At 75.8% G+C, this 11781-nt stretch carries 12 protein-coding genes and 1 pseudogene; 7 read left to right on the top strand and 6 right to left on the bottom strand.

Going from position 1 to position 11781, the window contains the following annotated elements:
• The first annotated feature begins 122 nt into the window (after positions 1-122).
• Positions 123-1622 (top strand): aldehyde dehydrogenase family protein, encoded by a 1500-nt coding sequence (locus H7K62_RS12390; protein WP_222437491.1) that lies wholly within the window; start codon positions 123-125, stop codon positions 1620-1622.
• On the opposite strand, the gene H7K62_RS12385 is transcribed toward H7K62_RS12390, so the two are convergent.
• Positions 1570-2172: a methylated-DNA--[protein]-cysteine S-methyltransferase gene (locus H7K62_RS12385; RefSeq protein ID WP_186718534.1), complete on the bottom strand. Its 603-nt coding sequence runs from the start codon at positions 2170-2172 to the stop codon at positions 1570-1572. The genes H7K62_RS12390 and H7K62_RS12385 overlap by 53 nt on opposite strands.
• Positions 2173-2374: 202 nt before the next feature.
• On the opposite strand from H7K62_RS12385, the gene H7K62_RS12380 reads away from it, so the two are divergent.
• Entirely contained in the window at positions 2375-2815 is a 441-nt protein-coding gene (locus H7K62_RS12380; RefSeq protein ID WP_186718532.1) for a nitroreductase family deazaflavin-dependent oxidoreductase, read from the top strand.
• Between the two features lie 14 nt (positions 2816-2829).
• On the opposite strand, the gene H7K62_RS12375 is transcribed toward H7K62_RS12380, so the two are convergent.
• The 3 genes from H7K62_RS12375 to H7K62_RS12365 all read right to left on the bottom strand — a co-directional run bounded on the left by H7K62_RS12375 (position 2830) and on the right by H7K62_RS12365 (position 5927).
• Positions 2830-3762 (bottom strand): NAD(+)/NADH kinase, encoded by a 933-nt coding sequence (locus H7K62_RS12375; protein WP_186718530.1) that lies wholly within the window; start codon positions 3760-3762, stop codon positions 2830-2832.
• Positions 3763-3826: 64 nt separating this feature from the next.
• Positions 3827-4651 carry a pyrroline-5-carboxylate reductase gene (gene proC / locus H7K62_RS12370; RefSeq protein ID WP_370591750.1) on the bottom strand — a complete coding sequence of 275 codons (825 nt, stop codon included), beginning with the start codon at positions 4649-4651 and terminating at the stop codon, positions 3827-3829.
• 10 nt (positions 4652-4661) lie between these two features.
• Positions 4662-5927, bottom strand: a complete 1266-nt coding sequence (locus tag H7K62_RS12365; protein ID WP_186718526.1) for a glycosyltransferase — start codon at positions 5925-5927, stop codon at positions 4662-4664.
• Positions 5928-6025: 98 nt separating this feature from the next.
• Here H7K62_RS12365 and H7K62_RS12360 point away from each other — a divergent pair, with 98 nt between their 5' ends.
• Both H7K62_RS12360 and H7K62_RS12355 read left to right on the top strand, forming a co-directional pair.
• On the top strand, positions 6026-6670 hold the full coding sequence (locus tag H7K62_RS12360; RefSeq protein ID WP_186718524.1) for a hypothetical protein: 645 nt from the start codon (positions 6026-6028) through the stop codon (positions 6668-6670).
• Between the two features lie 18 nt (positions 6671-6688).
• Positions 6689-7330, top strand: coding sequence for a TetR/AcrR family transcriptional regulator (locus H7K62_RS12355; protein ID WP_186718522.1), 642 nt, complete (start codon positions 6689-6691; stop codon positions 7328-7330).
• Between the two features lie 25 nt (positions 7331-7355).
• Here the strand turns inward: H7K62_RS12355 and H7K62_RS22525 are convergent, their stop codons facing one another.
• Entirely contained in the window at positions 7356-7865 is a 510-nt protein-coding gene (locus H7K62_RS22525; protein ID WP_255480123.1) for a hypothetical protein, read from the bottom strand.
• Between the two features lie 26 nt (positions 7866-7891).
• Positions 7892-8098, bottom strand: a pseudogene (locus H7K62_RS23900) (SDR family NAD(P)-dependent oxidoreductase); the annotation flags it as partial.
• Between the two features lie 195 nt (positions 8099-8293).
• Here H7K62_RS23900 and H7K62_RS12340 point away from each other — a divergent pair.
• The 3 genes from H7K62_RS12340 (at position 8294) to H7K62_RS12330 (ending at position 11780) form a co-directional block, all read left to right on the top strand.
• Positions 8294-9244 carry a serine/threonine-protein kinase gene (locus tag H7K62_RS12340; protein ID WP_186718516.1) on the top strand — a complete coding sequence of 317 codons (951 nt, stop codon included), beginning with the start codon at positions 8294-8296 and terminating at the stop codon, positions 9242-9244.
• Between the two features lie 71 nt (positions 9245-9315).
• Positions 9316-10797 carry an amino acid permease gene (locus H7K62_RS12335; protein ID WP_370591749.1) on the top strand — a complete coding sequence of 494 codons (1482 nt, stop codon included), beginning with the start codon at positions 9316-9318 and terminating at the stop codon, positions 10795-10797.
• Positions 10798-10844: 47 nt separating this feature from the next.
• Complete coding sequence (locus tag H7K62_RS12330) at positions 10845-11780, top strand: transglutaminase-like domain-containing protein (RefSeq protein ID WP_186718515.1); 936 nt, start codon at positions 10845-10847, stop codon at positions 11778-11780.
• Position 11781: the final 1 nt, after the last annotated feature.

The raw sequence follows: 11781 nt of genomic DNA, 5'->3' as shown, positions 1-11781 counted from the left end.
GGGAAGGTGTCTAGGGCAGACGCGGACACCCCGAAAGTCGATCAGCGGTCGATCACGTGTGCGACCGGCGTCCGCCTCCTGCTCGCGGGGCGAGGACGCCGACCAGCCGGTAGACAGGCCGGGTGACGCTGACCGAGGCCCTCGAGCCCACCGGGTCCCCCGAGCCCACCAGCCCCCTGCACGTGCCCGCGCTGACCACGGGCTGCTGGCTGGACGGCGCTCCGGTCGACGCCGCGGGCCGGTCCCTGCCCCTGGTGGACCCGACCACCGGTCAGCCCGCCGGAGAGGTCCGCTGCGCCTCACCGGAGCAGGTCGAGGCCGCGCTCGCGGGTGCCCGCGCCGCCCGCCGCGGCTGGCGGACGACCGCGCCCGGCGAGCGCGCCGCCGCCCTGCGGGCCGCCGCCGCGTCCGTGCGGGACCACGCCGACGTCCTCGGCGACCTGCTCGTCGCCACCACCGGTCGCCTCGTCGGCCAGGCCCGCGGGTCCGCCGCGGTGGCCGCGGAGCTGCTCGAGGAGGCGGCCACCACGGGCGTGCTCGACGCCGGCAGGTCGCTGGCGGGCTCGTCGGGCGCCATCGACGTGGTCCGCCGCGAACCGCGCGGCACCGTCGCCGTCATCACGCCCTGGAACGACCCGTTCCCCGCAGCCGCCGGCCTGCTCGCCGCGGCGCTCGTGGCGGGCAACACGGTGGTGCACAAGCCGTCGCAGCGCTCCAGCGCGCCGGGAGCGGCGATGGCCGCGCTCATCGCCGCTGCGCTGCCCCCGGGCGTGCTGCAGGTGGTCACCGGCGACGGGGAGGTGGGCGAGGCGCTCGTCGCCGACGACCGCGTGGACGTCGTGGCGCAGGTCGGCTCCACCGCCACCGGACGCCGCATCGGTGCCGTCGCCGGCGCCCGCGGCGCGATCGCGCTGCTGGAGAACGGCGGGAAGGACCCGCTCCTCGTCGACGCCGGGGTCGACCCGGCCTGGGCCGCCGCCCAGGTCGCGGCCGGTGCCTTCACCAACAGCGGTCAGCTGTGCACCTCCGTGGAGCGCGTCTACCTGCACGCCGACGTCGCCGACGCCGTGCTCGCCGAGCTGGTGGAGCTCGCCCGCGGCCTCGTCGTCGCCGACCCGGCCGACCCGGACAGCCAGCTCGGCCCGCTGGTCGACGAGCGGCAGCTCGCCGTCGTGTCCGCCCACGTCGAGGCCGCGCTGGCAGCCGGCGCTCAGGCGCTGGCCGGCGGTGGGCGGCTGGACCGGCCCGGCGCCTGGTACCCGCCGACCGTGCTGGTCGGGTGCACCGACGACATGGACGTCATGACCGAGGAGACCTTCGGGCCCGTCGCCGCGGTGCGCGTGGTGGGCTCCTGGGAGGAGGGCCTGCGCCTGGCCGGCTCCGGCGCCTACGGCCTGGCCGCCACGGTGCTGACACCCGACACCGCCCACGCGCTGCAGGCCGCGGACGAGCTGGAGGTCGGCACGGTCAAGGTCAACGCCGTCTGGGGCGGGGCTCCCGGTGGGTCCGCGGACCCGCGCCGCTCCTCCGGGCGCGGCCGGGGCTACGGACCGGACCTGCTGGGCGAGCTCACGGCGCTGAAGGCGGTGCACCTGGAGCCGGCGCCTCCGGTGCGTCGCTGACCGGGGTTCCGGTGGCGCCGGCGGTGCCGAGCGTCACGCCCTCCAGCTCGAGCAGGCGGCGCTTGACCTCCACCCCGCCGGCGTAACCGGTGATCTTCCCGCCGGAGCCGACCACGCGGTGGCACGGGACCACGAGGGAGTGCGGGTTGCGCCCGACGGCCTGGCCCACGGCCCGCACCGCCGTCGGCTTCCCGATGGCCGCAGCCACCTCGCCGTAGGTGCGGGTCTCACCTCGGGGGATGGCCGCGATCTGCGCCCACACCGCGCGCTGCAGCTCCGTGGCGCCGGGCACCGCGGCCGAGGTCAGCGGCACCTCCAGCACGTCGGACTCGCCCCGCAGGTAGGCGAGGACGGCGGAGGTGACCGCGGCAACCTGCGGGTCGTCGGGGGCGGCGCAGCCGCCGAGGGCGGCCGGTCGCGGGGCGGGCGTGTGCCCGTCGGCGTAGTAGAGGCCGGCGAGCGCGCCGTCGTCGTCGACGACCACCACCAGCGGTCCGAGGGGTGAGTCCGTGCGGGCGTGGCGCAGCGGTCGCGCCGGGGTCAGGGCCATGCGCCCACCCTGCCCGCCGGACGCCCCCGCCCGCTCGGACCGGCCCGCGACCTGTGGACGACGGTCCCCACCGCCGCCCCCGTCTGCACTCTCCCGCTCCAGTGCCGGTCTGAGGGCCTGCGCGCCGGCACTCGCGCGGGAGAGTGCCGGCGTGCAGGGGGTCGGGTGGTGGTCGGTGCGGGGCGTGGCGGAGGCTGGGGCCATGCCTCTCAGCGGTGAGTACGAGCCCAGCCCCGAGCAGTGGGTCCGCGACCAGGTCGAGCAGTACGAGTCCTCCGGTGGCACCGAGGGCACCACGCTGCGCGGGGTGCCGGTGATGATCGTCACCAACCGCGGCGCGAAGAGCGGCAAGCTGCGCAAGACGCCGCTCATGCGGGTGGAGTACGAGGGGTCGTACGCGGCGGTGGCGTCCAAGGGCGGCGCCCCCACGCACCCGGTCTGGTACCGGAACCTGCTCGCCGAGCCCCACGTCGAGGTGCAGGACGGCCCGCACAAGGCCGACTACACCGCCCGCGAGGTGCACGGCGAGGAGCGCGAGCAGTGGTGGGAGCGCGCCGTGGCCGTCTGGCCCGACTACGCCGAGTACCAGACCAAGACCGACCGGCTGATCCCCGTCGTGGTCATGGAGCCCCGCGAGTCCTGAACGGGGCCGGAGCCTCAGTCGGGGGTCTGGCCGAGCTCCCGGGGGAGCAGCTCGCGCAGCTCCTCCGGGAGCAGCGGCAGGTCGAGCAGGCTGAGCTTCACCCGGGAGCGCCGGTCGTGGCGGGCCCTGTCGAGCCTGACCACGTGGCCGGCGTCGCGCTCCTCCACCACCTCGATGCGCGCGCCCGGTGCGAGCGGCGCCAGCACCCGGCCGTCCACCTCCAGGGCCAGCACGCCGCTGTCGGGCAGCAGCTCCAGCGCGAGGTGGTCCTCGGGGGAGAGGACCACCGGCCGGGAGATGCCCGACCACGGGGACGCCGGGGCCACGACCATCGCCGACAGCGTCGGGGAGACCACCGGACCGCCCGCGGCGTAGCTGTACGCGGTCGAGCCCATGGGCGTGGCCACGATGACCGCGTCGCAGCGGTACACCCCGTAGCCCTGCCCGTCGATGCTCAGCGCCGCCGACGCGATCCCGTCACCCGGGCAGCGCGACAGCGCCACGTCGTTGAACGCGACGGCCGAGGTGGCGCCGTCCTCCAGCTCCACCCCCGTGACGCGCAGCGCGGGCCGGGCCTCCACGGAGTAGCGGCCCTCGACGACGCGCTGCAGCGCCGGGGCCACCTCGGACGGCTCCACCTCCACCAGCACGCCGACCCGGCCCAGGTTCACCCCCAGCACGGGGACGCCCGTCCCGGCGGAGGCGCGCAGCGCCCCGAGCATCGTGCCGTCGCCGCCGAGGCTGACCAGGGCGTGGCAGCCGGCCGCGAGGTGCTCCAGCGGCACCTCCCGCACCGGGCCGGCGACGCGGCCGCCGTCCCCGGTGGCCACCACCACCTCGGCCCCCTGCTCTCCGGCCCAGCGCACCACCTGCTCGGAGACGGAGAAGACGTCCCGGGTCGGGTGGAGCACCAGTCCGATGCGCGGCGGCCCCCCAGCAGTCGTCACGAGCCCACTCTGCCCCACCTCCACCGCTCGCAGCGGTCAGGAGGCCAGGAGGGCAGGACGACGGTCAGCCGGCCAGCTCGCCCGACCGCCGGGCCGAGGCCATGACCGCCGACACCAGCGCCGCCCTCATCCCCTGGGCGTCGAGCTCGCGCAGGCCCGCGGCGGTGGTGCCGGCCGGGGAGGTGACCTGCTCGCGCAGCAGCGCCGGGTGCGTGCCGGTCTCCACCATGAGCCGCCCGGCGCCGAGCACGGTGGCGGCGGCCAGCTGCAGCGCCACGGCGCGGGGCAGCCCGGCGCCCACGCCGCCCTCGGCGAGCGCGTCAGCCACCGCGAAGACGAACGCCGGTCCCGAGCCCGAGACGCCGGTGGCGGCGTCGAGCTGGCCCTCGGCCAGGCGCAGCACGGTGCCGGTGGCGGCGAGCAGCTGCTCGGTGCGGGCGAGCTCGTCCTCGCCGGCACCGGCACCGGCGGCCAGCACCGTGACGCCCGCGCCCACCAGGGCCGGGGTGTTGACCACGGTGCGCACCACCTTCGCCCCGGGGAACAGCGACGCCAGCCGTGCGGTGGTGACCCCGGCCAGTAGCGACACCAGCAGCGCCCCCTCGCGCACGGCCCCGGCCACCTCGGCCGCCACGGCCTCGAGCTGCTGCGGCTTCACCCCGAGGACGACGACGTCGGCGGCGGCGGCCTCGCGCACGCCGACCACGCGGACCCCGTGGCGCCCGGTGAGCTCGGCCGCCCGCTCCGGGCGACGCGCCGTGGCGAGCGTGCGCCCGGCGGGCTGACCGCCGGCCAGCACCGCGGCGAGCACCGCCTCGCCCATCGTCCCGGTCCCCAGGACCGCCACGTCCACCGCTGCCTGCTCCGCCCGTGCGTCTGCCTCTGCCACGGCGGCGAGCCTAGAGCGGCGCTCCCGGCGTCGCGGTGAGCAGTTCATCGACGTCGTCGACGAGGCCGGCGGCGCCGCGCGCGGCGGCGATCCGCCCACCGATGCGCCGGGAGGCCAGTGCGTACCGGTCGTCGCGCAGGACGGTCCTCACGGCGCGCCCCACCTGCGCGGCGGTGGGTCTGCCCGTGCCCAGGCTGGTGCCGGCCCCCGACCAGCGCACGCGGGCCGAGGTCTCCACCTTGTCCTCGGAGTCACCGGCGATGACGATCGGCACCCCGTGGCGCATCGCCTGGTGCAGGCCGCCGTACCCGCCGTTGGTGACGAAGGCGTTGGTGAGCGGCAGCAGCGCGTCGTAGGGGAGGTAGTCGGCCGCGTGCGCGTTCGACGGGAGGGCGGGCAGGTCGGAGACTGAGCGGCCGCCGGCGGTGAGCACGACGTCCACCGGCTCGTCGGCGAGCGCCTCCAGGGCCGGCGCGACGAGCTCGCTGAAGTCGGTGTTCGCGACGGTGCCCTGGGTGACGTGGACCACCGGGCGGCCGCCGAGCTCTCCGAGCCAGTCAGGTGCCTGCAGCCCGGCCGGTGGCGGCGCCTGCATCGGGCCGTAGAAGCGCAGGTGGCGGGGTGCGTCGGAGCGCGGGTACTCGAACTCCGGCACGGTGCCCTGAGCCAGGAGGTCGCTGCGCACGACCACGTCGGTAAAGAACGCCGACCCCAGCGGCGCTGCGCCGACGGAGGCGAGGAAGTCGTCGAGCGCGCGGTGCACCGGGGCGAGCAGCCGCGGCGCGACGGCACGCAGCACGGCGTCACGAGCGCTTCCCCAGACGGGGAGTCGTGACGGGGCGATCCCCAGCCCGAAGGGCGGGCAGTCGCGGCTGGAGAACCCGACCGGGCCGATCCCGAGCAGGACGACGAGCGGGCGCTGCGCGCGCGGCCTGGCCAGGAGCCCCTGCACGCCGAGGAAGGTCGAGTCGTGGAGCACGAGGTCGACCGGGTGGGCGTCCAGGTGCTCCTCGATGCGGCGCGCCGCCGCAGGCGCGGGCCGGACGAAGGCCTCCTCGACCCCGGCGTTGAGGGCGTCCAGGCCGCGCTTGCGGTCGTCGGAGCTGCCGACGGCGTCCAGGGTGTCGGCCTCGGGGGGCAGGGCCACGAAGCCGGCGCCGGCGCCGGTGACCCGGCCCTCGTACCGGGCGCCGGTGAGCACGTCGACCTCCCACCCCCGGCGGAGCAGCTCTCTGGCGACCACGAGCACCGGGTCGACGTGTCCGACGGCGGGCATGGCGCACAGGAGCGCTCGGCGACCGGGCGGGCCACTCATTGACATGATACCTATTCTAGTGAATATGGTATGGCTCCAGTCAATCGAAGGAGCCGAGCGTGTCGACCACCCAGCAGCACCACCAGACCGCAGTCGTCCCGCAGCTGCGCCGCCGTCCGGTGTGGGCGGTCGGTGGCGGTGCGGGGGTCATGACCGGGGGGCTCCTGCTGACCGTCGCGACCGTGCTCGAGGCGGGGCTGGGTGAGGCGGCGACGGACTCCGCCGTCGCGCTGTTCGGCGCCTTCTACCTCGCCGCGGTCGTCGTGCACGCCGCCGCGGTGCTGCCGCTGGCCCTGGGGTCGACCGGCTCGAACGGGATCTGCGGACGCCGGATGCTCGGCACCGTGGCACTGCTCTCCTTCGGCGCGGTGTTCCTGATGAGCCAGGTGACGTACTGGGTGCTCTCCTACGGCGGCGGTGGGTCGGAGTCGGCCTGGATCCTCACCGCGGCCGGCGTGGCGCAGCTGCTGCTGCTCCTCACCGCATCGACCGTCATCGTCGCCGCCCGGGTGGCCGCCGGTGCTGCGCGGTGGGCGTTCCCGGGGCTGACGGCGGCCGCCGTCGTCGCGGGGGTGGCGGTGACGACCGCCTCGGACCCCGCCGTCATCACGGGCGCCCTGCTGTTCTCCACGTGCTCGCAGGTGGCCGCCGGTGCGGTGCTGCTGACGGGCCGGGACCGGACCGCCGCGTCCTCGCCGGCCTGAGCCGTATTGGATGGACGCGTGCCCCGCTCCTACCGCTCCCCGAAGCGCGAGGCGGACGCCTCCGCGACGCGGGCGCGCGTCCTCGACGCCGCCGCTGAGCTCTTCGCCACCCGGGGCTACGCCGCGACGACGATGAAGGCCGTCGCGGAGCGGGCCGGCGTCTCCGTGCCGACGGTGCACCTGCAGGGGGCCAAGCACGCCCTCCTCGTCGCCGCGCTCGACCGCGCCTTCGCCGGCGACGAGGCCGAGCAGCTGCTCACCGACCGCCCGGAGCTGACGGCCGTCATGGCGGAGGCCGACGTCGGCACCGCCTTCGAGCGGTACCTGTCCTTCCTGGCCGAGGCCAACGAGCGGTCGGCGCCGCTGGTCGCCGCGCTGAGCGCGGCAGCCCGGGTCGACCCCGAGGCCGGGGCCGCCTACGAGCGCCTGGAGGAGCGGCGCTGGCAGGACATGGCCGTCGGGGCCCGGTGGTTCGCCGCCCGCGGGCTCCTCGACGACGACGACGTGCCCACGGCCACCGACCTCCTCGGCCACGTGCTCTCCCCGCAGACCTACCTGCACTTCACCGTCGAGCGCGGCTGGGACACCTCGCGCTACGTCCGGTGGGTCGGGCACCAGCTGCGCACCCTGCGCGAGCAGGTCGCCGCCGTCGAGGGGTAGGGCCTCGTCCACCTCCGACCACCGATCAGCGCTCGCCCGTGCGCCAGGTGACGGGAGCGGAGGGGCTGTAGGTGCACCACGTGCCGGTCGCCACCGAGGAGCTCAGGTGCTCGGCCAGGCGGGGGCAGTCTCGGCCGATCCGCTCGATGGCGTCGCGCACCGTGCGCGTCACGTTGATCCGCGCCTTCTCGACACCCGAGCGATCCGGCCGCAGCCGCCCGCCCAGACCGGTGCCACGCGCCAGCTCGGCCACCAGCGCCTCCTGCTCGGCGTGCACCCGGGCCGACCGCGCCGCATCGGCGCGGCGGTCGGCCTCGTCGGCCTCCTCGCGCAGGGCTGCGAGCCGCTCGCGGTAGGCCGTGACCGCCTGCTGGTCCAGCCTCGGGCCGGCGTCACCGGCCAGGTGCTGCTGCCCGTCGGCCGCCCCGGCGAGGACGAGCGCCGCGACCGGCTGCCCGGGGGCCGACAGCAGGGCACGCAGGTGGTGCAGGCCCTTGCTGTCGGGCAGCGCCGCCTGCTCCTCTGCTCCCCCCACGGCCCACAGTGGTCGATCGGGCCACCGGCGCCGGCGGCTCGCGCCAGGGCTGCGACCTCGGAGTCGACCGCCACGTCGACCCGCACGAAGCGCCCCTCACCGCCGCGCGCGGTGACCTCGCGGGCCACAGCCAGCCCTCGCTCCTCGTCGCGGCCCGCCACGTGCACCCGGGCCCCCTCCTGGCCCAGCAGCACGGCGATCGCGCGGCCGATGCCGCTCGTGCCGCCCGTCACCACAGCAGTGCTCCCCGAGAACCGACCCACGACGACCTCCGACGTTCCGCGACCGGCCTCGCGCCGGTCCTGCCCCTGAGGGGTTCGGTCGGTGTTCGACGACGACGAACACCTCCAGACCGCGCCGGTCCGCTGCACCTGCGCCCCGCACCCCGCACCCCGCACCCCGCACCCCGCACACTGCACACTGCCGGGGTGATCCCGTGGGACCGCGAGGCGGAGGCGCTCGCCCTGGCCGCCGAGGCGCGGCGGGACCTCCTGCGCCCGGGGCAGGTCATCGGCGGCCGGCTCGTGCTCGGGCTCCTCGGCCGCGGCGGCAGCGCGCAGGTGTACCGGGTGCTGCGCGGCGCCGGCCGCGGTGCGCGCGAGGAGGCGCTCAAGGTCCTCGAGCCGACCGCGGCAGCCACGGACGTCGGGCGCCGCCGCTTCCACCGCGAGTGCGAGGTGGCCGCGCAGGTGCGCCACCCCGGCGTCGTCGCCGTCCTGGCCCACGGCGAGGAGCTGCCCCGGGGCAGCGCCCTGGACGTGCCGCTGCTGTGGGCGGCGATGGAGCTGCTCGACGGCGGCACGTCGGCCGCGCTGCGGCCGCGCGGGCGCGGCCGCCCGGACGTGCCCCGCATCCTCGACGTGCTCGCGCAGGCGGCAGCCGGGCTCGACGCCGTGCACGCGCTCGACGTCGTCCACGGCGACGTCAAGCCCACCAACGTGCTGCTCGCGGCCCCACCGGACCGCCGCGCCGCCGTCACCGACTTCGGGCTGGCGCGCAGCCTGGACGAGTCCCGGCCGCTGGCCCGCCACGGACGGGTGGCCGGGTCGCTGCCGTACGCCGCCCCCGAGCTGCTGCAGGCGCAGCGCGTCACCGCCGCCACCGACGCGTACTCCCTGGCCTGCACGGCGGTGGAGCTGCTGTCGGGGGAGCCGCCGTACCCGTTCTCCACGACCTTCGCCGTGGCCCGCGCCCATGTGGCGGGGCGCCCGCCGAAGCTCAGCCGGCGGCGCCGCTGGCTGCCTGTGGCGCTCGACAGGGTGGTGGCGCGGGCGCTGTCCGTGGACCCCGCCGACCGTCCGCCGACGTGCAGCGCGCTGGTGGAGGAGCTGCGCGGCGCCTTCCCCGAGGTCGCTGAGAGCCGTCTGCAACTCCCCTGACACGCCCCCGTCGCGCGGCTGGGCGCCGAGAGGCCTAGTGTCGCCCCGGCCAACACGAGGAGGTGGAGCCGGTGAGCTCCCAGACGCGCAGCCAGGCGGACCTGACCGCCGAGGACGAGGGCTACCACAAGGGCCTCAAGCCGCGGCAGATCCAGATGATCGCCATCGGCGGGGCCATCGGCACCGGCCTGTTCCTGGGCGCCGGCGGGCGCCTCGCGAACGCCGGTCCGGGCCTGTTCCTCGTCTACGCCATCTGCGGCGTCTTCGTGTTCTTCATCCTGCGGGCCCTCGGCGAGCTGGTCCTGCACCGCCCGTCCTCGGGCTCGTTCGTGTCCTACGCGCGCGAGTTCTTCGGGGAGCGGTTCGCGTTCGTCGCCGGGTGGATGTACTTCCTCAACTGGGCCATGACGTCGATCGTCGACGTCACCGCCATCGCCCTGTACGTCCACTACTGGGGGGCCACCGAGGTGGTCCCCCAGTGGGTCATCGCCCTGGCGGCGCTGGTCATCGTGCTGTCGATGAACCTCATCTCGGTGAAGCTCTTCGGCGAGCTGGAGTTCTGGGCGGCGCTGCTGAAGGTGGTGGCGCTGTCCGCGTTCCTCGTCATCGGCCTGGTGTTCCTCCTGGGCCGGTTCACCGTGGCGGGCGAGACCACCGGTCCGTCGGTCATCACCGGCAACGGCGGCCTGTTCCCCACCGGCGTCGTGCCGCTGGTCCTGGTCGTGTCCGGCGTGGTGTTCGCCTACGCGGCCGTCGAGCTGGTCGGCACCACCGCGGGGGAGACCGAGAACCCCGAGAAGATCATGCCCAAGGCGATCAACGCGGTGATCTTCCGCATCGCGCTGTTCTACGTGGGCTCGCTGGTGCTGCTGGCGCTGCTGCTGCCGTACACCGCCTTCGACAAGGACACGAGCCCCTTCGTGACCTTCTTCTCCCGCATCGGTCTGCCCGGCGCCGGCAGCATCATGAACGTCATCGTGCTCACCGCGGCGCTGAGCAGCCTCAACGCCGGGCTGTACTCCACCGGCCGCATCCTGCGCTCGATGGCGGTCAGCGGCTCCGCTCCGCGGTTCACCGGCAAGATGACGCGCAACGGCGTCCCCTTCGGCGGCATCCTCCTCACCGGCTTCATCACGCTGCTGGGTGTGGGGCTCAACGCCGTGGTGCCGGGCCAGGCCTTCGAGATCGTGCTCAACATGTCCGCCCTGGGCATCGTCACCGCGTGGGGCACCATCGTCATCTGCCAGCTGAAGCTCTTCAGCCTCTCGAAGCAGGGCGTGGTGGAGCGCCCCCACTTCCGGATGATGGGCGCGCCGTACACCGGCTACGCCACGCTGGCCTTCCTGGCCGTGGTGCTGGTGCTCATCGGCTTCGACTACCCGATCGGCACCTACACGCTGGCCACGCTGGTGCTCATCGTCCCGGCCCTCATCGTCGGGTGGTTCGCGGTGCGCCGGCGGGTGCTGGCGGTGGCCGCCGAGCGCGAGGGCTACACCGGCGAGTACCCGGTCATCGCCGAGCGGCCCGGGTCCGAGCACCGGCCGCACAGCTGAGCCCCGGGCGGGCGGGGAGGCGGTCACTGCCCCCAGAATGGGCGCCCGTGACCGCCGCCGCCCCGCCCGCTCCCTCGTCCTTCCCGACCCGGGAGGTCTCGGCGCGGCTGGTGCTGCAGCTGGCCACCACCGCCGACCTGTCGCTGCTGGTGGCGGCCGCGAGGACCCCGGGCTCGACCGTGGAGGACGAGCTGGTGGTCACCCACGGCGCCGGACCGCTCCCGGAGGCCTCCCGCCCGGTGGAGGTGCCCGTGGGCCCGCGCGAGCGGGGCGAGCGCATGCACGTCCTCACGGCCGTGCCCGCCGGTCGCGTGGTGGTCGAGTACTCCGGCCGCCTGGTGCCCGCTGGGCCGGCGCCGTCCTCCCCGGAGAGCACGACGGCGACGACGGGCGCGGCCGGCGGGACGGCCGCCGCGGTCCTCGTGGAGCAGTTCGAGCTCAACCGGCCCAGCCGCTACTGCCCCTCCGACGAGCTCGCGGCGTTCGCCGCCTCGGAGTTCGGCACCCGCGCCGACCACCCGGACGCCGAGCTGGCCGAGCGCATCACCACCTGGGTGGCCGACCGGCTGGTCTACACCTCGGGGTCGTCCACGGCGTTCGACGGCGCGGTGCAGACGCTGCTGCGCGGGCAGGGCGTCTGCCGCGACTACGCCCACCTCGTGGTCGCCCTCGCACGGGCGCTGGAGCTGCCGGCGCGGCTCACCGCGGTCTACGCCCCGGGCCTGTCGCCCATGGACTTCCACGCCGTCGCCGAGGTCCGGGTGCAGGACGGTCGCGGTGGTGTGCAGTGGCAGGTGCACGACGCCACCCACCTGGCGCCCCGGCCCTCGATGTGGCGGATCAGCACCGGGCGCGACGCCGCCGACACCGCGTTCCTCACCTCGCTGCGCGGAGGCGTGGCGCTGCGCGAGATGGAGGTGCGCGCCGTGGTGACCGGCGCCGACCTGCCGGTGGACCCGACCGGGCCGGTGCTCCTGGCCTGAG

The organism is Quadrisphaera sp. RL12-1S, from assembly GCF_014270065.1.
In the GTDB taxonomy this organism is placed as follows: domain Bacteria; phylum Actinomycetota; class Actinomycetes; order Actinomycetales; family Quadrisphaeraceae; genus Quadrisphaera.
This window is presented reverse-complemented; position numbering and strand designations above follow the sequence as displayed.